Source organism: Streptomyces sp. SID13666 (assembly GCF_010548325.1).
Classification (GTDB): domain Bacteria; phylum Actinomycetota; class Actinomycetes; order Streptomycetales; family Streptomycetaceae; genus Actinacidiphila; species Actinacidiphila fildesensis.
On the sequence record NZ_JAAGLX010000004.1, the window covers coordinates 241,865 to 263,253 of the forward strand.

A 21,389-nucleotide genomic window follows, 5' to 3' on the forward strand; every position below is an offset into this window, starting at 1 on the left:
GGTCCGGGGGGACCCGGCACGAATCCGGAGTCCGGGGGGACTCAGCGGAACGATCGGGACCGCACAGGGGGAACGCGAGAGACCGACCATGGCGTGGAGGGGGCGCCGTGGCCGGTCTCTCTTCCTGTGCGGGACCGGCTCTACCGCCGCGAGGGGAGCGGTCGACGTCCGCTTCGCACTTTTGCCCGGCTACGCGGGCGGCGTCCGCGTAGCCCCCCGCAGCTCCGCCTTCATCACTTTGCCGCTCGCGTTCCGCGGCAGTTCCGTCAGGAAGTTCACTTCCCTCGGGACCTTGTAGTTGGCCATTTCGCGGCGGGACCAGGCGATGAGGTCGTCCGCGGAGAGGGTGGAGTCGCGGCGGCGGATGACGTAGGCCTTGCCCACCTCGCCGAGGCGGGGGTCGGGGATGCCGATGACGGCGGCGTCCGTGACGTCGGGGTGGTGGCGCAGGGCCTGTTCTATCTCGGCGGGGTAGGCGTTGAATCCGCCGACGATGAACATGTCCTTGATGCGGTCGGTGATGCGCAGGTTGCCGTCGGCGTCCATGACGCCGACGTCGCCGGTGTGGAGCCAGCCGTCGGCGTCGATCGCGCGGTCCGTCTCGTCGGGGTCCTCGAAATAGCCGCGCATGACGTTGTAGCCGCGGACCAGGACCTCGCCGGGTTCGCCGGGCCCTGCGGACAGGACGCGTACCTCGGTGTCGGGGATGGCGCGCCCCGATGTGGAGGCGATGACTTCGGCGGGGTCGCCCTGGCGGCACATCGTGACCGTGCCGCCGGCCTCGGTGAGGCCGTACGCCGTCAGGACGGTGGCGATCTTCAGCTCGGAGCGCAGCCGTTCCACGAGTTCGAGCGGGACGACGGCGGCGCCGGTGACGACGAGGCGCAACGCGCTCAGGTCGTGCTTGGCGCGGGCCGGGTGGTCGAGGATCGACTGGTGGAGGGTGGGCGGGCCGGGGAGGACGCTGATGCGTTCCGCGGCGATGTTGGCGAGCGCGGTGTCGACGTTGAAGACGGGCTGGGGCACCATCGTGGCGCCGCGCATGAGGCAGGCGATGATGCCCGCCTTGTAGCCGAAGGTGTGGAAGAACGGGTTGATGATCAGGTAGCGGTCGCCCTCGGTCAGGCCGGCCAGTTCGCTCCAGACGCTGTAGACGCGCAGCGTCTGGGCGTGGCTGATGACGGCGCCCTTGGGGTGGCCCGTGGTCCCGGAGGTGAACGTGATGTCCGAGGGGTCGTCCGGGCGCAGCGAGTCCGCCCGGCGGCGCACCGCCTCGCGGGAGACCGTCCCGCCGCCCGCCAGGAAGTCCCGCCAGGTGCGGTAGCCCTCGGGGGCGGTGTCGGAGAGGACGACGACCTCTTGCAGGTGCGGCAGTTCGGCGTCGGCGCGGCGCAGCGAGGCCACGTAGGACCTGCCGAGGAAGGTGCCGGTGACGAAGAGCAGTCTGGCGCGGGTCCGTTCCAGGACGTAGGCCGCCTCGGCGCCCTTGAAGCGGGTGTTGAGGGGGACGAGGACGCCGCCCGCGGACACGGCGCCGAGCGCCGCGACGATCCAGTCGAGCGTGTTGGGCGCCCAGATGGCGACGCGGTCGCCGGCTTCGACGCCCGCCGCGATCGTGCCGGCGGCGGCCCGCTCGACGCGCTCACCCAGCTCCGCGTAGCTGATGCGGGTCCGGCCGTCGACGACCGCCTCGCGGTCGCCGTACTGTCGTACCGCCGCTCGTACCAGCCCCGGGATGCTGCCCCAGTCCAGGTCACCGCGCATGATGCTCCCCTCAACGGGCTTACCGACTGCCTGACCACCGCTACCAGAATACCCGGATACCTCTGACCCAGCACTACCTGACTACCCGTCAGATTAGCGGTACCCTGACTGGCTGTCAGCAGTGATGACCATGCCGGGAGGTGTCCGTGAGCGCTGCCCTGAAGGACGCGACAGCGATCGTGGGAATAGGCCAGACCCCGTTCGCCAAGAACCTTGTGGAGTCCGAACGCGCCCTGGCCTGCCGCGCGATCATCGCGGCACTCGACGACGCCGGGATAGCACCCGCCGAGGTCGACGGCTTCGCCTCCTACACGATGGAGGAGACCGACGAGGTCGAGGTGGCGAAGGCCATCGGCGCCGGGGACGTCACCTTCTTCTCCAAGGTCGGGTACGGCGGTGGCGGCTCCTGCGCGACGGTGGCGCACCTCGCGGCGGCCGTCGCCACCGGGCAGGCGACCGTGGGCGTGGCCTGGCGGTCCCGCAAACGCGGCAGCGGCAAACGTCCCTGGACCAACACCGCGGTGCAGCTCCCCACCCCCGGCCAGTGGACCCGCCCCTTCGGGCTGCTGCGCCCCGCCGACGAGATCGGGATGCTCGCCCGCCGCTACATGCACGAGTTCGGCGCGACCCGCGACCATCTCTTCAACGTCGCCCTCGCCTGCCGCAACCGCGCCAACCAGAACCCCGCCGCGATGATGTACGAGCGCCCGCTGACCCGCGAGATGTACATGACGTCCCGCTGGATCAGTGAACCGCTCTGCCTCTTCGACAACTGCCTGGAGACCGACGGGGCCCTGGCCTGCGTCGTCGTCAGCGCCGAGCGCGCCCGCGACTGCCGCCGCAAGCCCGTCTACGTGCACTCCGCCGCCCAGGGCCTGCCCGCCCAGCACCACGGCATGGTCAACTACTGGAACGACGACCCGCTGACCGGCCCGTCCTGGGCCACCGCGCGCCATCTGTGGAAGAACTCCGACCTCACCCCCGAGGACGTCGACGTCGCCCAGATCTACGACGCGTTCACCCCGCTCATCCCGCTCTCCCTGGAGGGCTACGGCTTCTGCGGCCGCGGCGAGGGCGCCGCGTTCACCGAGGGCGGCGCCCTGGAGATCGGTGGCCGGCTCCCTATCAACACCGGCGGCGGCGGGCTCAGCGAGGCGTACGTCCACGGCTTCAACCTCATCAACGAGGGCGTCAAGCAACTGCGCGGCGACTCCACCGCCCAGGTCCCCGACGCCGCGACCTGCCTGGTCACGGCGGGCGAGGGCGTACCGACATCCGCGCTGCTGCTGCGAAGCTGAGGAGCTGACCGCCATGACCGCCCTGCCCACCGAGCCCGCCAGGACCGTCGAGTCCGCCACCGCCACGACCGGCGACGGCCTGCTGCTGCCCGTGCCCGACGACGACGGCGCGCCCTTCTGGGAGTACGCCCGCCGTGGCGAGCTGCGCGTCCAGGCGTGCGCCGCCTGCGGCGTCCTGCGCTTCCCGCCGCGCCCCTGCTGCCCGCACTGCCAGTCCTTCGACAGCGAGTGGCGGCGGATGAGCGGCCGCGGCCGCATCTGGTCGTACGTCTTCCCGCACCCGCCGCTGCTGCCCGCCTACGCGGAACAGGCGCCGTACAACGCGATCGTCGTGGAGCTGCTGGACGCCCCGCGGATCCGTCTGGTCGGCAACCTCGTCACGTCGGCCGACGCCCCGCTCGACTCCGTCGATCCGTCGAGGCTCCGCATCGGCGCCGGGGTGAAGGTCGCCTTCCACGCGATGGCGGACGGCGTCACCGTGCCGCGCTGGCTGCTGGAGCGGCCATGAGCGTCACCTGTACGTCGAAGGACGGCGTCGCCGTCGTCACCCTGGACCGCCCGCGGCGCCTCAACGCGATCGACCTCGACACCGTCACCGAACTCACCGCCTTGTGGCGGGAGTTCCGGATGACCGACGACGTCCGCGCGATCGTCCTCACCGGCGCCGGCGACAAGGCGTTCTGCACCGGGATCGACCGCTCCGTCGACGTCCCGCAGCCGCCGTCCCCGTATTCCATCGACGATCCGCTGCTGCGCCTTGGCCCCAAGTCCAACGACCTGTGGAAGCCGGTCGTCGCGGCCGTCAACGGCATGGCCTGCGGCGGCGCCTTCTATCTCCTGGGCGAGGCCGAGTTCGTCATCGCCGCCGAGCACGCCACCTTCTTCGACCCGCACACGACGTACGGCATGGTCAGCGCCTACGAGTCCGTCCTCATGGCGCAGCGCATGCCGTACGGCGAGGTCATGCGGATGTCGCTGATGGGCACGGCGGAGCGGGTCGGCGCGCGACGGGCCTACGAGACCGGTCTCGTGTCGGAGGTCGTCCCGGCGGACGAGCTGCTCGACGCGGCCCTGCGCGCCGCCGGCGTCATCGCCTCCTACCCGACGGAGGCGGTCCAGGGCACGGTCCGCGCCGTCTGGTCCGCCCGCGAGGCGGCCCGCGCGCACGCACTGGCGCAGGCCCCGCACCTCATCGCGCTCGGGAACCTGCCGCCGGAACGTCAGGCGGGACTGTTCACGTCGCGCAGCGGAGAGTTCCGGGTGCGCTGACGGTCACCCACCCATGAGCTCAGCTGCGGTTGGCGCTCGCGATGACGCAGTCGGTCCACTCCCCGCTCGCGACGCCCGAGTCGAGCGTCCCGATGGCGTCGACCGTCTTCGTCGAGCGGGCCTTCACCAGGGTGCGGGCCAGGGTGGAGCTGCCGATCTGCACGCCCTGCGCGTTCTTCAGGCGCACCACGGCGGAGAAGTAGTACGACTTGGTGCCCCGGCTGTTGTCGATCCGCAGCTGCGACGTGGGCCGCGCGGCGCTGGAACCGGAGCCGTGGCACTGCACGACGGACACCTGGTCGATCGCGGCCGGCAGCCCCGTCGGACTGGCCGAACCGGAGGACGTCGGCGAGCTGGTGCTCCGGCGGTAGGTGCTGGTGGACTGCGGTCGCGGGCTGTAGGTCGAATCAGAAGTGGAACCAGAACTCGAGCCCGAGCCGGAACTGGAGCCGGAACTGGAACTGGAGCCGGAGTTCGAGCTCGAGGAACCGCTGCTGCTGTGACTGCTGCTGCAACCGCCCCCCTTGCTGTGGCTCTTGCTCTTGCTCTTGCTCCCGCTGAAACCGGTGAGCGAAAGAACGACGACGGCGAGTACCGCGACAAGGCGCAGTTGACGGAGCTGCAAGGCTGACCATCCCCAGTGGTTGGCAGGAGCGCGTCAGGCTAGCAGCCTCATCGCCCCGCCCGGAGCGCCGCGATCCGCGGCGCCCGGCTCTTCGGCGAGTCCAGGCTGAAGCTGCGGGCGTCGCCCAACTGGTCACGGACGCATGCCTCCGCCGACGCGACGGCGGCCCGCAGTTCCGCGTCCCGCGGCACCCACGGCTGCCGGACGATCTCCTGCGCCTCCGTGTCGAACTCCCACAGCCCGACCGGCCGCCCCCGGTCAACGATCATGTGCGCGGGCGAGTCCGACAGGGCGCCCAGCGCCTTCGGCCCGGTGAGGTCCGGGCGCCGCGCGTCCGCCGGATCGAGCAGCCGCCCGAAGTCGCGGTGCAGCAGATGGATCCCGTCGATGCCCGCGACCAGCGCGTACGAGGGGTCCTTCGGCACGGTGAACCGCGCGTACTCCGCCGCCGTCCCCTCCGTCCACAGCGGGCCGGGCTCGACCTGCGGTCCCGGCCCGCGCGTGGAGCCCCAGATACGGCCCGGACCCGCCCACGGACCGCGCCCACCCGGTACGCCCCAACGTCCCGGCCGCGTCGTCCGCAGCCACCGACCCGTCAAGACCCTGACGGTGCGACCACCAAGCGCGCAGCTTCCCGATGTCCATGCGGCAGCGTCTGCCCCGCGTGGCGAGCTCACGCCGACCGGCATAGCGTGGGCCACACGGGGGCGCCGAGATTGGACGACGCACGATGATCCGCAACGTCTTCGGGTCCCTCATCGCCCTCATCGGAGCGGCGGCCGCCGTCTGGAGCCCCTTCCGTGCCTGGTACGACGGCCGTCACGGCTCCGAGATCCGCATCGAAGACCTCTTCGACGGGATCACCACCGACCGGGCCGCCGTCATGGGCTCCCTGTTCCTCCCCATGCTCTTCGCCACCCTGATCACCCTCCTGGGGATCCTGCTGCGCTCCCGGCTCCTCGTCGCCTTCTCCGGTGTCCTGGTCCTCGGCTTCACCATCCTGTGGATGGTCCGCCAGGGACTGGCCGCCGGCTCCCTCACCGCGGGCGGCAACGGCCTCGGCATCGGCGTGGCGAACGCCCTCGGCGGCGGCATCCTGCTCCTGATCGGCGCCGCCACCATGTCCGGCCGCCACCACCCGCACTACGGCACCCCACCACCCCACCCCATCGACACCGTCGCCCCCGTCGAGCCCGTGGAAGCTCCCCCCACCTGGCCGGCCCCGCCCGAGACCCCACCCGAACCGGCCGAACCCCCACTCGAGGACACCCGGACAGCGACCTGGATCCCACCGGAGCACCGACCGACACCGGAACGTCCGGACTAGGACGGCAGGGGTTGGAACGCGAGGTGCCCGGGGCCGGAGGGGTGGGGGTTCGAAATGCTGCCGAGCTATTTGTGGGCCGCCAGGCCCGTAAATAGTCGATTGCGAACCGCCGCCCCGCAGGACCCCGGGCACCGGAACCACGAACAAACCCGCAACCGCTAAGGCCGCCTCGCAGCAGCGCCCGTTCCCTTCACCGCGTCCAGTGCGTAGACGCAGCGGTCCTTGCTGCACGCGTACACGACCCCGTCCGCCGCCACCGGCGACCCCGTGATCTCGCCGCCCGTTTCGAGCTTCCAGCGCAGCTGGCCGCCCCCGGCGTCCACCGTGTACAGGCAGTGGTCCTTCGAGCCGAAGTGGACGCGTCCGTCCGCCACGACCGGCGATCCGACGATCTCGCCCTGGGCGGCGAAGCGCCACTTCGGATTGCCGGTGACGGCGTCGAGCGTGTAGAGCGCGCTGCCCGCGCCCAGGAGCACGTCGCCGCCGGCGACGAGCACCGGTTCGAGGGACTGCCGGGGCTCCGTGGCGACGCGCCAGCGGTCGCGGCCGGTGTGCGGGTCGAGGGCGTAGACCGTGCCGAGGTGGTCGGCGATGTAGATGCCGCCGCCCGCCGCGCCGGCGCCCGGAACGTGGGCCGGCGGCCCGAACATGACGGCGGGGGCGTCGAAGCGCCAGCGCTCCGCCCCGGACCTGGCGTCGAGGGCGAGGACACGCGTGCCCGCGGTGACGTAGACGATGCCGTCGGCCACGACCGGCCGCGTCGGGACGCTGCCGGTCGCGCCGGGGACGCCGGACGCCCCGACCGGGTAGGACCAGCGCTCGGCGCCGGACCCGGCGTCGATGGCGTAGAAGCGGCCGCCGCCCTGGAAGTAGACGGTGCCGGCGGCGATCGAGGGCCCCGACTCGGGGGACTCGAACTCGGTCTGCGCGCCGCCGCGCTCCCAGCGCAGCAGTCCGCGGTCGGCGTCCCAGGCCTGGACGCCGCCGCCCCGCGTGCCGGTGACGACCGTGCCGTGTTCGGCGCGCAGCGAGTAGATCCAGCCCTCGACGCCGGTGCGCCAGAGGTCGCCGCCGTCGGCCGTGTCGAGGGCGTAGAGGCTCGGTCCGTCGGAGGCGTGGATGCGGCCGTCGGCGACGGCCATCGTCCAGGCGACGTCGCGGGTCTTGAACTGCCGCCGCCCGCTGGCGATGTCGAGCGCGTGCACCTCGAAGGAGGTGACGTACAGGCGCCCGTCGGAGACGACGGGCGTGCCCCACACGTCGTTGGACATACGGAAGCGCCAGGGCCGCCACTCCCCCGGCGGGGCCGGCGGCAGGGGCTGCTGCACGGGGAGCGCGCCGGGCCCGTTGGCCCGGTGGGAGCCACCGCGCCGCACCCAGTCCGTGCCGGGGGCGCCCTCCGGCGGTCGCGCACCGTGGTCGGCGTCCGCGACGCGCAGGCCCGGCCCTATCGGAGCGGAACCGGCCAGCCGGACGGGCCCATGGGTGTGCGGCTCGGCCACGGAACCACCGCGCCCGCCGACCGGCGCGTTCAGACCACCGGCGTTCCGACCACCAGGGTTCGGACCGCCCGCGTTCAGACCACCGGGGCCGTTGTTCAGCCCGCCGGGACCGTTGAAACCACCGGGACCGTTCAGCCCACCGGCGCCGCCGGGGCCCTGTCGGCCGTCCACACCGTGCCGGCCGTGCCCGACCGGTTCGGGGTCGGGGGTGCGCGGCGGCACGGGAGGCCGTGGCGGCGGTGCGGTGCCGGCGTTGACGGCGACGGCCGGCCGCCCGCTGCGGCGCTGCTCTATCAGCGCGACCGCCCCGGGCGGCAGCCACGCGGACGCCGTACCCGTGTCGTCGCTGCCGGTGGAGAACAGATGCGGGGCGAGCTGGGCCTGGAGCTCCGCGGGCGTGGGCCGCTGGTCGGCTTCCATCCGCATGCAGGACTCGATGAGGGGCCGCAGCTCGCTGGGCAGACCCGCCAGGTCCGGGCCTTCGCGGAGCAGCATGAAGACCGTCTCGACGGGGTTCGCGCCGTGGAAGGGGGCGTGCCCCGTCGCGGCGAACACCAGCGTCGAGCCGAGCGAGAACACGTCGCTGGCGCCGCGCACGCTGCGCGAGTCGCGGGCCTGCTCGGGCGACATGTAGGCGGGGGTGCCGACGGCGACGTTCGTCATGGTCAGCCGGGTGTTGGACACCCCGCTGGCGATACCGAAGTCGATCACCCGGGGCCCGTCCTCGACGACCAGGACGTTGGACGGCTTCATGTCACGGTGCACGAGCCCCGCGCCGTGGATGGACTGCAGCGCCTCGGCGACGCCGGCGGCGAGCCAGCGGACGGCCTGGGCGGGCATCGGCCCGGCCTCGTTGATGATCTCTTCGAGGGAGGGGGCGGGGACGTACGCGGTGGCCAGCCATGGCACGGCCGCGCGCGCGTCCGCGTCCACGACGGCGGCCGTGTAGAAGCCGCTGACCGCGCGGGCCGCCTCGACCTCACGGCTGAAGCGGACCCGGAACAGCTGGTCCTCGGCGAGCTCGGCGCGCACCGTCTTGATCGCGACCCGGCGGCCGGAGGCCGACCTGGCGAGATAGACCAGCCCCATGCCGCCGGCACCGAGCCGGGCCAGCACCTCGAAAGGGCCGATCCGTCGCGGGTCGTGCTGCGTCAGCTGCTCCACCGGTGCCCGTCCCTCCCCGTGGGGTGTTCCCCATATGGAAGCTGATTCTTCCTGGCGAAGGGTCCAGTTGCGAACCCGGGGGCGTAACGACACGACATCTGTCGATTCTGTCGGTACGGACCCCCGGTCCTGACCGCTGTGAACAGAGGGCTGACCGGAGCCGGAAGCGACCCGGGACCGGGCCCGAACCGGGCCGGAACCAGGCAAAACCCGGGCCGGGGCTCCGTGGGGCGGGCTGTCGCGCCGTCCACGGCGGACCGGAGTGCGGCCGGCCGCGAACCGACTCATCAAAGAAGTCGGGACGGCGTGTCGCGGGCCCTGTTCGTCACGCCAAGGACGGCGAATACGGCACTTCAGCCACTATTCGAACATATGCGCCCTTCCTGGGCCCCGCAGAGCACTGCCCACAGAAGTTATCCACAGGCTGTTGATAAGATGATTCGCTCGAATGGCGGACCGGGGACAGACCGGAGGCGGACCGGGGACGGTCAGGCGCGGCAGCGCCGGGGACGACCGGAAAGCCTGCCGGACCAACGTCCCCCGCATCGCATCCGACGCCGTCGGGACCGCATTCGACGCAGTCGGGACCGCACCCGGAATCCGGTCGAACCCATTTGCACGAGGCCGAATCGCGCGCTGATCACCCGCCGGTAAACTGACGGCATGACAGGACAAGTTCGCACCGTCGACGGCCGTGTTGCCGGTCGTCGAGGTCAGGCGACGCGGCAGAAGCTGCTCGACTGCCTCGGCGAGATGCTCAGCACCTCGCCGTACCGGGACGTCAAGGTCATTGACGTGGCCCGGATGGCGGGCACCTCCCCCGCAACGTTCTACCAGTACTTCCCCGACGTCGAGGGCGCGGTCCTCGAACTCGCCGAGGAAATGGCCAAGGAAGGAGCGAGCCTCACCGACCTGGTCGCCGGACGCTCCTGGATCGGCAAGTCCGGCGCCCTGGCGGCGGAGGAACTGGTCGACGGCTTCCTCTCCTTCTGGCGGAAGAACGACGCGATTCTGCGCGTCGTCGACCTCGGAGCGGCAGAAGGGGACAAGCGGTTCTACAAGATCCGCATGAAGATCCTCAACGCCGTCACCAACTCGCTCACGGATTCCATCAAGGATCTGCAGAGCAAGGGCAAGGTCGACAAGGAGGTCAGCCCGGCCGCCATGGCCGGCTCGCTGGTCGCCATGCTGGCCGCCGTCGCGTCGCACCAGAAGGGGTTCACCAGCTGGGGCGTCAAACAGGCCGAGTTGAAGCCGAACCTCGCACTGCTGGTGCATCTCGGCGTCACCGGAAAGAAGCCCGTCAAGTAACTCATCAGGCCCCAAGCGGCCCTTGGCGCGCTCCTGTTCATGTGTCCATCCGTCCTGCCACGTCACGCCCAACGCGGGCGCCGTCCGGTCCTCGGGGGAGGTAGCCGGTACGGCGCCCGCGTCTTCGTGCGTGCGGATGCCATGGCTCGATACGTCGTCGGTGGTCAGTCCGCCGCCGGTTCCTCACCGCGCGGTACGAGACGGAAGAGCCGGATCTGCCGGTCCACGCGTGCCGCGTAGGACGCGTAGGGCGGCCAGAACTTCAGGACCGCCGCCCAGGCCGCCTCGCGCTCGGCCCCTTCGAGGAGCCGGGCGACGACGAGCAGGTCCTTCCCCTTCCAGTTGATCTCCGCATCCGGATGCCTGATCAGATTGCCGGTCCACGCCGGGTGGTCGGTCCGCCCGAAGTTGCTGCCGATGAGGACGAACGTGCCGCCGTCCTCGGGCATGCACGCCAACGGCGTACGGCGCGGCTGCCCGCTCTTCGCGCCGGTCGCCGTCAGGACGACGCCGGGCAGCATCTGGGCGCTGAGCAGCACCTTTCCCTTCGTCAGCCGGTGCACCACCTTGTCCATGGCCGGGACGACGTACGGCGCGACCTTCGCGAAGCCGCGGGTGGACGACACCTTCTGGACGAGTGGCTTCGAACGTTCCATCAGCGTCTTCTTCATGCCGCGCTCCCGGCGGCCGTCGACTCAGCGGATGGTTCCACGATCGGAGCGGCCGGAACGGCCGGAGCCGTCGCAACCACGGGAACCACGGGAACCGCCGGCCCGAAGAGCCCCGCCCGGTCCGCGGCGCGGGCGCGCAGCAGGTGTACCGGGCCGAAGAGCAGCTCGTCGGACGCGGCGCGCTTGAAGTACAGGTGCGCGTGGTGCTCCCAGGTGAAGCCGACGCCGCCGTGCAACTGGATCGCCTCACCCGCGACGGACCGCAGGGCCTCCAGGGCTTGTGCGAGCGCGAGCGGCCCGGCGACCGGCAGGTCGCCCTCGGAGGCGGCGGCCGCCCAGGCGGCGTAGTAGGCGGCGGAGCGCGCCGCCTGGACCTGGACGTAGAGGTCGGCGAGCCGGTGCTTGACCGCCTGGAAGGAGCCGACGGGACGTCCGAACTGCTCTCTGACCTGCACGTACTCCACGGTTGAGGCGAGCGCCTGGTCCGCGGCGCCGACCGCCTCCGCGGCGAGCGCGGCGGCGGCGAGTTCACCTGCCCGGGCGAGCGCGGGCCCCGGGTCGGCCGCTTCGTCGCCGCCGAGCGGCACGGCGGCGACGTCGCGCAGCTCGATGCGGGCCTCGGGGCGGGTCTCGTCGAGCGCGGTGAGGCGGGTGCGTACGACGCCGGCCGCGTCGCCGTCGACGAGGAAGAGCCGGGTGCGGGCGGCCGCGTAGCCGCCCGCGTGGGCGGCGACGAGCAGCAGGCCTGCGCTGTGCCCGCCCAGTACCTGGTCGGCCTGCCCGTAGAGCCGCCAGCCGGCCCCGTCCGGATCCTGGCGGGCCTGGATGCCGCCGGCGCGGCCGCCGCCCGCCCAGCTGCCGTCGTTCGGGCCGGTCAGGCCCAGGGCCGTGCCGAGCCCGCCCGGCAGCGCGAGCGCCACCGTGACGGCGCCGGCGGCGATCCTGGGCAGCAGGTCGGCGCGCTGCTGCTCGGTGCCGAGGTCGGCGATGAGCGGAGCGGCCAGCACCGCGGTGCTGAACAGGGGCGACGGCAGCAGCGTGCGGCCCGCCTCCTCGCAGGCCAGCACCAGTTCGGTCGGCCCGCAACCGGCGCCGCCGTACTCCGTCGGCAGCCCGAGTCCCGGCAGGCCGAGCTGTTCGGCGAGCTGGCGCCACAGGGGCTCGTCGTATCCCGCGGTGGTACCGACCGCGGCCTTGACCTCGTCCGGCCCGCAGCGTTTCTGCAGTACCTCTCGCAGGGTGCGCCGGATCTCGTCCTGCTCCTCGGTGAACGCGGCATCCATCGGCGGGCTCCTCACAGGCTAATCTGACGGTCCGTCATCTTAGGGAGCGGCAGTCCAGATGCACAGGGCCGGGGAGCACCCATTCCCGACCGGGCATGATGTCCGGCATGAGCCAGAACTCCAGCCAGGACGGCAAGACCCCGCGCCCGAAGCCGCAGCGCCCGCGCAGCACCACGCTGCGCTTCCTCTCCCCAGGGCCGGACACGTCGACGACACAGCTCAAGGTCTACATCGCGATCTGGGCCGCGCTGCTGGTCCTGTGGATCAGCGCACAGTTCTGGATGAGCGACATCTCGGGCTTCCAGCGGGTGCTGTACATCCTGCTCGCGCTCGTCGCCCTGACGCAGATGTCCTCGGCCGCCGCCCAGCTGCGCAAGAGGCGCTGAGGCACCACCCCCTCTCGCCTCCCTCTCGCCCCTCTCGCCACCCCCTCGCCGCATCCCCTGTTCCGGGCTTCCGAATCTGATGTACCGTCAGATTCATGGCTGTTGCTGCTCGCAAGGTCGCCGTCGTCGGCGTGGCGCTGTCCGACTGCGGACGGGTCGACGAGGCCACCCCGTACGCCCTCCACGCCCAGGCCGCCCGCCGGGCGCTGGCCGACTCCGGGCTCGACCGGTCGGTCGTCGACGGCCTCGCCTCGGCCGGTCTCGGGATCCTCGCGCCCGTCGAGGTCGCCGAATACCTCGGCCTGCGCCCCACCTGGGTGGATTCCACCGCCGTCGGCGGCTCCACCTGGGAGGTCATGGCCGCGCACGCCGCCGAGGCGATAGCCGCCGGCCACGCCAACGCCGTCCTGCTCGTCTACGGCTCCACCGCGCGCGCCGACATCAAGGCGAAGCGGCGCACCGCGAACCTCTCCTTCGGGGCCCGCGGACCGCTGCAGTTCGAGGTCCCGTACGGCCACACCCTGATCTCCAAGTACGCGATGGCCGCGCGCCGCCACATGCACCAGTACGGCACGACGCTGGAGCAGCTCGCCGAGGTCGCCGTGCAGGCCCGCTCCAACGCCGCCCGCAACCCCGACGCGATGTACCGCACCCCGATCACCGTCAACGAGGTGCTGTCCGGGCCGATGATCGCCGACCCGTTCACCAAGCTGCACTGCTGCATCCGCTCCGACGGCGGCGGCGCGGTGCTGCTGGCCGCCGAGGAGTACGTGGCGGACACGGCGAAGACCCCCGTCTGGATCCTCGGCTCGGGCACCTCGGTCTCGCACACCACGATGTCCGAGTGGGAGGACTTCACGGTCTCCCCTGCGGCGGTCTCGGGCCGGCTCGCCTTCGAGCGGGCCGGGGTGACCCCCGCCGACATCGACCTCGCCGAGATCTACGACGCCTTCACGTACATGACGCTCGTGACGCTGGAGGACCTCGGTTTCTGCGCCAAGGGCGAGGGCGGCGCCTTCGTCGAGAAGGGCCGGCTCACGATCGACGGCGATCTGCCCGTCAACACCGACGGTGGCGGCCTGTCCGCCTGCCACCCCGGGATGCGCGGTCTGTTCCTGCTCATCGAGGCCGTCCGGCAGCTGCGCGGCGAGGCGGGCGACCGGCAGGTGCGCAAGTCCGGCGGACGGCTGCCACGGCTGGCCGTCGCCTCCGGGACCGGCGGCTGGTTCTGCTCCTCGGGAACGGTGATCCTCGAACGCGGCTAGGGCGTGCGGTGGCCGGGCCGGACGGAGTGGCCGGACCGGGAGCATTTGTCCCGTCGGTCAGGTTGTAGCGTCGGTCGGATTGCCTCGCCGGTTGGAAGAATCATGAAGATCGAAGATCACGAAAGGCCTCTTCGCGGCGGGCGTGAGTACGCTGGCCCGGTCAGTGGATCTACCGGCGGCCCGGAGAGGGGTATCGCGTGGTCAAGCGCTTCGCCCTGCCCCTGGCCTGCACTCTCGTGCTGACCGCCGCCGCGCTGTGGACGCCGTGGGCCAGCCCGCAGCCCAGCGCCCGGGAGGGCTGGACGAACCAGGCCGCGGCCCAGTTCTGGACCCCGGAGCGGATGGCGAACGCCATGCCGCAGACCGCTCCGTTCGGGCCGGAGGAGCTGCCCCTCCCCAACGCGAACGTCAGCACCACCATCGCCCCGGCCGGGGCCGCCCGGCACATCAGCGGTATCCCGACCGTCGGCGTGCTCTTCTCCGTCGACGAGTCGGCCGAGGCCCACTTCTGCTCGGCGAGCGTCGTCCACAGCCCGTCCCGCAGCCTCCTGCTGACCGCCGCGCACTGCGAGGCGGGCACGGACGTCGTCTTCGTCCCCGACTACGTCAAGGGCTCGAAGACCCAGCCGTACGGGACCTGGGCCGTCGACCAAGTCTTCACCGACCCGCGGTGGGCGGACTACGACACCGGCTCCGACTACGACTTCGCCTTCGCGCGGGTGAAGAAGAACGACCAGGGCCGGAGCATCGAGGACATCACCGGCGCCAACGTCCTGGCCCGGACACCCGGCTGGACCAACAAGGTCACCGTGATCGGCTACCCCGGCGAGGCCTTCGACCCGACGGGCCGGGCGATCAGCTGCACGACGGCCACCTCCCGGCTGTCCGGCCTGCGCCAGCTGCAGATGGACTGCGGTGGCTACTACGACGGCACGTCCGGCAGCCCCTGGCTGCTGGACTTCGACCCGAAGACGAAGACCGGCAAGGTCATCGGCCTGGTGGGCGGCCTGGACGGCGGCGGCCCGGACGACAGCGTCTCGTACAGCCCGCTCTTCGAGGACGCCCTCTTCACGCTCTACCGGACGGCGGGCGGCTGAGGGACCTGCCCGGCGCCCGCCGGCTGGTCGGCCAGGGTCGTCCCGTGTTCCGGCCGGACACGACAGTGTGGTCGGGGCGCGCGACGCGGGCAGGGCAGCCGCCCTCGCGGCCCGGCTCGGCGCCTGCGCAGGCACGCTCGCGGACGCCGCCGAGCACGGTGAGACGGTGCTCGCCGCGCTTCCGCACGCCGCGATGAGCGACGTGATCACATCGCTCGCCGACCCGCTCGCGGGACGAGCGGTGATCGACTGCTCGAACCCGATCGTTCCGGGGCCCGACGGCCTCGTACTCACCACCGACGGCGGCCCGTCCGCGGGCCGCCGGATCGCGGCCGCGGCACCCGGCGCACACGTGGTCAAGGCGTTCAACCTGTGCGCTGCCGGGGTGTGGGCCGCACCCACGGAAGGCCTGGCCGTCCCCCTGTGCGGGGACGACGCGAACGCCCTCGCCCTGGTGCGCACCCTCGTGACCGACCTGCGCGCGGTCCCCCTGGACGCGGGCGGCCTGGACCGCGCCGGCTACCTGGAGGCCACCGCCGCGTTCGTGATCGGCATATGGTTCGCCGGCGGCGACCCACGCACGGTCCTGCCACCCCTGGAACACTCAACTCACTGAGCAGGCAGCGGGGTACCGGAGGCAGGAGATGCATCGGGTGCGGCGGGTGCGAAGACGGCGACGGCCGGAGCGTGGGAACTAGCCGGTGCCTCCGGGTTGGCTTCTTCGGTGCGGAACCGTACGTGCAGGTCCATGCCGATCCGCAGGGCGGACGCTTCGCAGTCGACGACCTCCGTCATCATCCGCGGGCCCTCGGCGAGATCGACGACGGCGGCGACGTACGGCACCCGGGTGCCGAAGGGCGGCAGGTCGTTGAGGTGGACGACCGACCAGGTGTAGAGCGTGGCGCGGCCGCTCGCCTGCTCCCAGGCGACGTCCTCGCTCCAGCAGGACGGGCAGAACTCGCGCGGATAGTGGTGCGCGGTCCCGCAGGCGGCGCAGCGCCGGATCAGCAGCCGGCCGTCGGCGGCGGCCTCCCAGTACGGGCGGGTGAAGGCGTCGATGTCGGGAAGGTCGAAGCGCTGCGCCGTCACAGGAACAGCCCCCACAGGTTGTCGAGCGACCAGGCCTGCCAGCTCATCGCGAAGAGCGCGACGAGCGATATCAGCGCCATCATGGCGTTCTGGCCCTGCTCGGCCCAGTCGTGGATCATCAGGACGAGATAGAGCAGGTTGAGGAGCAGCCCGCCGACGAGCGCCACCGGTGTCAGCAGGCCGACCGTCAGACCCAGCCCGAGCGCCAGCTCGGCGTACACGACGATGTACGCCATCAGCTTGGGCCGTGGCGCGACGACGGTGGTGAAGCCGCCCTGCACAAAGCTCCAGCGGTGTTTGTCCGCGACGCTCTTGGCCCAGGCGATGCCGGTGCCGCGCTCGAACCAGCCCTTCTTGTCCTTGTGCCGCCAGCTCTCCAGCCACCACAGACCGAGGCCTATGCGCAGCACGGCGAGCCATTCGGCTCCGGTGAGCCAGATCGTCTGCATCGTGGGCCTCCCTCTCGAAATCTGACGGTACGTCAGTTCATCGGATGGAGACTGATCCGCGCAAGAGTCCGGCGCCAAACGCTCTCGGATTGATCGCTTCCGGGACTACTCTCACTCCCGCGCCACCTGTCACCTTCCGGTACGTCCCTCCGACAGCCACTCCGCCAGGCCCCGGGAGCACCTCATGGTCGACCACCCCACCTCCTCCGTCCCGCCGGCCTCCCCCGCGCCCGCCGCGGCCACCGCCTCCCCCGACGCGATCGTCATCGGCGCGGGACCCGGCGGCCTCGCCGCGGCGGCGGCGCTGAGCCGGCGTGGCGTCCGGACGCTCGTACTGGAGCGGTCGGACGCGGTCGCCGCGTCCTGGCGCGGCCACTACGACCGGCTGCATCTGCACACCACGCGACGACTGTCCGGCCTGCCCGGCTTCGCCATCCCGCGCGCGTACGGACGCTGGGTCGGCCGCGACGACGTCATCCGCTACCTGGAGCGCTACACCGCGCACCACCGGATCGACGTCGCCACCGGCATCGAGGTGTCCCGGATCGACCGCGTCGACGGCGCCCACATCGCCGCGGGCAGCCCTGGAGGAGCCGCCGGGCGCGGCGGCAAGGGCAGCGGAACGGGCGGTGGCACGTGGCAGCTGCCCGCCACCGGCGGACGGCTGCTCACCGCCTCCGTCGTCGTGGTCGCCACCGGCACCAACCACGTGCCCCACCTCCCGGACTGGCCCGGCCGCGACAGTTTCTCCGGCGAGCTGCTGCACGCCGCCCACTACCGCAACGCCCAGCCCTACGCGGGCCGCGACGTGCTCGTCGTCGGCGTCGGCAACACCGGCGCCGAGATCGCCGTCGACCTCATCGAAGCAGACGCCGCCCGCGTGCGGATCGCCGTCCGGACGCCGCCGCACATCCTGCGCCGCACCACGGCCGGATGGCCCGCCCAGGCCACCGGCATCCTCTGCCGCCGGCTGCCGACCGCGGTCGTCGACCGGGTCGCCCCGTACGTGGAGCGGCTCAGCGTCCCCGACCTGTCCGCCTACGGACTCGCCCGCCCCACCACCGGCCTCTACTCCCGCGTGCGCGACGACGGAGCCATCCCGGTACAGGACGTCGGCCTGATCGACGCGATCCAGGCACGGCGGGTGGAACCCGTCGCCGCCGTGGAGAGCTTCGACGGCGACAAGGTCGTGCTGGCCGACGGTTCGAGCATCGGCCCGGAGGTCGTCATCGCCGCCACGGGATACCGGCGCGGCCTCGAACCCCTCGTCGGCCACCTGGGCGTCCTCGACAGCGACGGCCGCCCCGTCGTGCACGGCCCGCACACCCCGCCGGGCGCTCCCGGCCTCTACTTCACCGGCTTCACCAACCCCATCAGCGGCATGTTCCGCGAACTCGCCATCGACGCCCGGCGTATCGCCCGCGCGGCCGCCCGAACCTCCCGGCGGCCGTGACCGGCCGCTGTCCGATCCGTTCTCGTACGTACCCCTTCCTCCCCCGTCCGCCCCGGACCCCGCTCTGGCCGTTTCCGGCCAAAGAAGCCACCGATCGGGTTCGCCGGGGTCCGTTCGCGCGCCCAAAACCCCCTGAATAGCTGCCCAGTTGGCCTCCTTCACATCTTTCACATGCCCGCACTGTTCCTGACACGTCGTCAGTTCAGTAATCTGACTATGCGTCAGTTCTGTATACCTTCGAGCAGGAGCGGGCGAGACCGATGCTTGGATCGACATACAGCACCCGCAGCCCCGGCCCCGGGCCCGCCGCACGCGGCGCGTCCGACACCGACGTCGGTGGCCGTCCGCTGCACAACACCGTCCCGGACCTCGACCGGTTCTTCCGGCCGGAGACCGTGGCGGTGGTCGGCGCGTCCGACACGGAAGGACGGCCGAACACCGGCATCACCAGACAGCTCATCGCCTGGTCGCAGCGGGTCGGGGCCCGGCTCTTCCCGGTCAACCCCGGCCGCGAGACCGTCTTCGACCTGCCCTGCTATGCCTCGGTGACGGATCTGCCGGAGACCGTGGACCTCGCGGTGCTCCTCGTCGGTGACCCCCTTCCCGTCATCGAGCAGTTGGGCGAGGCCAAGGTCCGGTTCGCCGTCGCCTTCGCCTCCGGATTCGCCGAGACCGGTGAGGAGGGCGCCGCCGCGCAGACCCGGCTCGCCGAGGTCGTCGCCGCCTCCGGCATGCGGCTGCTCGGCCCGAACACCAACCTCAACGCCTTCGAGAAGTTCCGCGAGGACCTGACCGGGCCGGCCATCGCGCTGATCACCCAGTCGGGCCACCAGGGCCGGCCCCTCTACACGCTGCAGGAACTGGGCATCCGCATCAGCCACTGGGCACCCACCGGCAACGAGGCGGACCTCGAAACCGCCGACTTCATCTCGTACTTCGCCGAGCAGCCCGAGGTCGGGGCCATCGCCGCGTATGTGGAAGGGCTCAGGGACGGCCGCTCGTTCACCCTCGCCGCCGACCGCGCGGCCCGCAACAAGGTGCCGGTGGTGATGGTGAAGGTCGGCCGCACCGAGACCGGCGCCCGCATGGCCGCCTCCCACACCGGCAAGCTGACCGGCTCCGACGCCGTCGTCGACGCGGCCTTCAAGCAGTTCGGCGTCATCCGCGTCGACGGACTCGACCAGCTCCAGGACACGGCGACCCTGCTCGCCCGGGCCAAGCCGCCCACCGCGGACGGCGTCGTCGTCTATTCCATATCCGGCGGCACCGGAGCCCACTTCTCCGACCTCGCCACCGCCGCCGGACTCGACATCCCGCGCCTGTCCGACGAGAAGCAGACCGAACTCCACCAGTGGATCCCCGACTACCTCAACGTCGCGAACCCCATCGACAACGGCGGTCACCCGGTGGGCGACTGGCGTGGCCGGAAGATCATCGACGCGATCCTCGCCGACCCGTCCGTCGGCGTCCTCATCTGTCCGATCACCGGTCCGTTCCCACCCATGAGCGACAAGCTCGCGCAGGACCTGGCCGACGCGGCGGAGAGCACGGACAAGCTGGTGTGCGTGGTGTGGGGCTCGCCGCTGGGCACCGAGGACGCCTACCGCACCACGCTCCTCGGCTCGTCCCGGCTCGCGACCTTCCGCACCTTCGGCAACTGCATCAGCGCCGTCAAGTCCTACCTCGACCACCACCACTTCGCCGCCGCCTACCGCTCCCCCTTCGACGACGCCCCCCGCACCCGCTCCTCCTCGGCCCGCAAGGCGCAGGCCCTGATGCGCGCGGGCCACCAGCTCAGCGAGCACGCGGCGAAGCAGATGCTGCGCGCGTACGGGATCCGGGTGCCGCGCGAGCAGCTGGTCACCAGCGCGGCCGGATCCGTCCGGGCCGCGGGCCTGGTGGGCTACCCCGTCGTCATGAAGGCGTCCGGCGCGCAGCTCGGTCACAAGACCGAACTCGGCCTGGTCAAGATCGGTCTGACCTCCGCGAGCCAGGTCCGCGACGCCTATCGCGACCTGACCGACATCGCCCGCTACGAGGGTGTGGAACTCGACGGCATCCTCGTCTGCCAGATGGTCGAACGCGGCGTCGAGATGGTCGTCGGCGTCACCCACGACCCCCTCTTCGGCCCGACCGTCACCGTCGGCCTCGGCGGGGTCCTCGTCGAGATCCTCGCCGACGCCGCCGTCCGCGTACCGCCGTTCGGCGAGGACATGGCCCGCGACATGCTCGGCGAACTGCGCGGCCACCGGCTGCTCGAAGGGGTCAGGGGGGCGCCCCCGGCCGACGTCGACGCGCTCGTCGACGTCGTCATGCGCGTACAGCGGATGGCGATGGAACTCGGCGGCGATCTCTCCGAACTCGACATCAACCCGCTGATGGTGCTGCCGCGCGGCCAGGGTGCGGTGGCGCTCGACGCACTCGCGGTCTGCCGGTGAGCGGCCTGCCGGTGAGCCGTCCGCCGGTGTCCTGTCTGCCGGTGTCCTGTCTGCCGGTAAGCGGTCCGATCCGCCCTCAGCCCTACGTACAAATAGGAGCCACTCCCCCATGACGCCCACCCCCCGTGAAGATTCCGTCGACCCGATCAGTCCGATCGATCCGGTTGATTCATTGGTACTTCACGCCACTGACAACGGCGTCTCATGGATCACTCTCAACCGCCCAGAAGCGATGAACGCCGTCACCTGGGACCAGCGCGAACGCATCATCGCGCTGCTCGACGCGGCGTCCGCCGACCCCGCCGTCCGGGCGGTTGTCATCACCGCCACCGGCCGCGCGTTCTGCGCGGGAGCCGACCTCAGCGGCGGCGCGGCCGCGCCCGGCGAGCGCGTCGCGGGCGATGTCGCCCGGACGATCCGGCGCGGCGCGCAGCGCCTCGTCTCCGCCGTCCTGGACTGCGAGAAGCCGGTGATCGCGGCGGTCAACGGCACCGCGGCCGGCATCGGCGCGCACCTCGCCTTCGCCTGCGACCTCGTCCTCGCCTCCGACTGCGCGAAGTTCATCGAGGTCTTCGTCCGCCGCGGCCTCGTGCCCGACGGAGGCGGGGCGTATCTGCTCCCGCGGCTCATCGGCCCGCAGCGCGCGAAGGAGCTCATGTTCTTCGGCGACGACCTCCCGGCCGCCGCCGCGGAACGCCTCGGTCTCGTCAACCGCGTCGTCCCCGCCGAGGACCTGGAGAAGACCGCCCGCGAATGGGCCGAACGCCTCGCCGCCGGCCCGACCCGTTCCCTCGCCCTGACCAAGCAACTGGTCAACGCCTCACTGGACGCCGACCGTTCGACGGCCTTCGCCGCGGAGGCGGCCGCCCAGGAGATCAACATGACGACGGACGACGCCCAGGAAGGCGTCCGGAGCTTCGTGGAGCGCAGGTCCCCGGAGTTCGGGGGGCGGTGACGGCGGGGCGGTCCCGGCAGCGATCGGTATGCACCAGAGCCAC

At 71.8% G+C, this 21,389-nt stretch carries 19 protein-coding genes and 1 pseudogene; 12 read left to right on the top strand and 8 right to left on the bottom strand.

Annotated features, from left to right (window positions below; translation table 11 throughout):
- Positions 1 to 189: 189 nt before the first annotated feature.
- Entirely contained in the window at positions 190 to 1,764 is a 1,575-nt protein-coding gene (locus tag G3I60_RS10065) for a FadD3 family acyl-CoA ligase (protein WP_164607018.1), read from the bottom strand.
- A gap of 146 nt (positions 1,765 to 1,910) precedes the next feature.
- Here G3I60_RS10065 and G3I60_RS10070 point away from each other — a divergent pair, with 146 nt between their 5' ends.
- Genes G3I60_RS10070 through G3I60_RS10080 form a run of 3 tightly spaced genes read left to right on the top strand, consistent with a single transcriptional unit; the run spans position 1,911 to position 4,331 of the window.
- Positions 1,911 to 3,062: a lipid-transfer protein gene (locus G3I60_RS10070; RefSeq protein ID WP_164294334.1), complete on the top strand. Its 1,152-nt coding sequence runs from the start codon at positions 1,911 to 1,913 to the stop codon at positions 3,060 to 3,062.
- A 13-nt stretch (positions 3,063 to 3,075) separates the two neighbouring features.
- On the top strand, positions 3,076 to 3,570 hold the full coding sequence (locus G3I60_RS10075) for a Zn-ribbon domain-containing OB-fold protein (protein ID WP_138353572.1): 495 nt from the start codon (positions 3,076 to 3,078) through the stop codon (positions 3,568 to 3,570).
- On the top strand, positions 3,567 to 4,331 hold the full coding sequence (locus tag G3I60_RS10080) for an enoyl-CoA hydratase/isomerase family protein (RefSeq protein WP_164294333.1): 765 nt from the start codon (positions 3,567 to 3,569) through the stop codon (positions 4,329 to 4,331). The genes G3I60_RS10075 and G3I60_RS10080 overlap by 4 nt, the downstream gene beginning before the upstream one ends.
- 19 nt (positions 4,332 to 4,350) lie before the next feature.
- Here the strand turns inward: G3I60_RS10080 and G3I60_RS10085 are convergent, their stop codons facing one another.
- Complete coding sequence (locus G3I60_RS10085) at positions 4,351 to 4,626, bottom strand: hypothetical protein (protein WP_138353570.1); 276 nt, start codon at positions 4,624 to 4,626, stop codon at positions 4,351 to 4,353.
- 377 nt (positions 4,627 to 5,003) lie between these two features.
- Complete coding sequence (locus tag G3I60_RS10095; protein WP_203672597.1) at positions 5,004 to 5,555, bottom strand: hypothetical protein; 552 nt, start codon at positions 5,553 to 5,555, stop codon at positions 5,004 to 5,006.
- A gap of 131 nt (positions 5,556 to 5,686) precedes the next feature.
- On the opposite strand from G3I60_RS10095, the gene G3I60_RS10100 reads away from it, so the two are divergent.
- Positions 5,687 to 6,283, top strand: a complete 597-nt coding sequence (locus G3I60_RS10100) for a hypothetical protein (protein ID WP_203672599.1) — start codon at positions 5,687 to 5,689, stop codon at positions 6,281 to 6,283.
- A 158-nt stretch (positions 6,284 to 6,441) separates the two neighbouring features.
- Here the strand turns inward: G3I60_RS10100 and G3I60_RS10105 are convergent, their stop codons facing one another.
- Positions 6,442 to 8,949, bottom strand: a complete 2,508-nt coding sequence (locus tag G3I60_RS10105) for a PQQ-binding-like beta-propeller repeat protein (RefSeq protein WP_164294332.1) — start codon at positions 8,947 to 8,949, stop codon at positions 6,442 to 6,444.
- Between the two features lie 663 nt (positions 8,950 to 9,612).
- Here G3I60_RS10105 and G3I60_RS10110 point away from each other — a divergent pair.
- Positions 9,613 to 10,260 (top strand): TetR family transcriptional regulator, encoded by a 648-nt coding sequence (locus G3I60_RS10110; RefSeq protein ID WP_138353567.1) that lies wholly within the window; start codon positions 9,613 to 9,615, stop codon positions 10,258 to 10,260.
- 164 nt (positions 10,261 to 10,424) lie between these two features.
- On the opposite strand, the gene G3I60_RS10115 is transcribed toward G3I60_RS10110, so the two are convergent.
- Together G3I60_RS10115 and G3I60_RS10120 are read right to left on the bottom strand one after the other, a co-directional pair.
- Entirely contained in the window at positions 10,425 to 10,931 is a 507-nt protein-coding gene (locus tag G3I60_RS10115) for a nitroreductase family deazaflavin-dependent oxidoreductase (RefSeq protein WP_232485315.1), read from the bottom strand.
- A complete protein-coding gene (locus tag G3I60_RS10120) occupies positions 10,928 to 12,214 on the bottom strand; it encodes an acyl-CoA dehydrogenase family protein (protein WP_164607020.1) in 1,287 nt (428 codons plus the stop codon). The genes G3I60_RS10115 and G3I60_RS10120 overlap by 4 nt, the downstream gene beginning before the upstream one ends.
- A gap of 107 nt (positions 12,215 to 12,321) precedes the next feature.
- Between G3I60_RS10120 and G3I60_RS10125 the strand changes: the two genes are divergently transcribed.
- From G3I60_RS10125 to G3I60_RS10140, 4 genes and pseudogenes are all read left to right on the top strand, one after another.
- Positions 12,322 to 12,600, top strand: a complete 279-nt coding sequence (locus G3I60_RS10125; RefSeq protein WP_138353565.1) for a hypothetical protein — start codon at positions 12,322 to 12,324, stop codon at positions 12,598 to 12,600.
- Between the two features lie 95 nt (positions 12,601 to 12,695).
- The gene (locus G3I60_RS10130) at positions 12,696 to 13,865 is read left to right on the top strand and encodes an acetyl-CoA acetyltransferase (RefSeq protein ID WP_164607022.1); all 1,170 of its coding nucleotides are present in this window, start codon (positions 12,696 to 12,698) and stop codon (positions 13,863 to 13,865) included.
- Positions 13,866 to 14,062: 197 nt separating this feature from the next.
- On the top strand, positions 14,063 to 14,962 hold the full coding sequence (locus tag G3I60_RS10135; RefSeq protein WP_244809211.1) for a serine protease: 900 nt from the start codon (positions 14,063 to 14,065) through the stop codon (positions 14,960 to 14,962).
- Positions 14,963 to 15,026: 64 nt separating this feature from the next.
- Positions 15,027 to 15,578, top strand: a pseudogene (locus G3I60_RS10140) (NADPH-dependent F420 reductase); the annotation flags it as partial.
- On the opposite strand, the gene G3I60_RS10145 reads toward G3I60_RS10140, so the two are convergent.
- Positions 15,572 to 16,051, bottom strand: a complete 480-nt coding sequence (locus tag G3I60_RS10145) for a Zn-ribbon domain-containing OB-fold protein (RefSeq protein WP_164296021.1) — start codon at positions 16,049 to 16,051, stop codon at positions 15,572 to 15,574. The pseudogene G3I60_RS10140 and the gene G3I60_RS10145 overlap by 7 nt on opposite strands.
- A complete protein-coding gene (locus tag G3I60_RS10150) occupies positions 16,048 to 16,500 on the bottom strand; it encodes a DoxX family protein (RefSeq protein WP_138353562.1) in 453 nt (150 codons plus the stop codon). The genes G3I60_RS10145 and G3I60_RS10150 overlap by 4 nt, the downstream gene beginning before the upstream one ends.
- Before the next feature lie 184 nt (positions 16,501 to 16,684).
- Between G3I60_RS10150 and G3I60_RS10155 the strand changes: the two genes are divergently transcribed.
- From G3I60_RS10155 to G3I60_RS10165, 3 genes are all read left to right on the top strand, one after another.
- The gene (locus tag G3I60_RS10155) at positions 16,685 to 17,953 is read left to right on the top strand and encodes an NAD(P)/FAD-dependent oxidoreductase (protein WP_164296019.1); all 1,269 of its coding nucleotides are present in this window, start codon (positions 16,685 to 16,687) and stop codon (positions 17,951 to 17,953) included.
- 260 nt (positions 17,954 to 18,213) lie between these two features.
- Positions 18,214 to 20,391, top strand: a complete 2,178-nt coding sequence (locus G3I60_RS10160; protein ID WP_138353560.1) for an acetate--CoA ligase family protein — start codon at positions 18,214 to 18,216, stop codon at positions 20,389 to 20,391.
- Between the two features lie 109 nt (positions 20,392 to 20,500).
- Entirely contained in the window at positions 20,501 to 21,346 is an 846-nt protein-coding gene (locus tag G3I60_RS10165; protein WP_164296018.1) for an enoyl-CoA hydratase/isomerase family protein, read from the top strand.
- Positions 21,347 to 21,389: the final 43 nt, after the last annotated feature.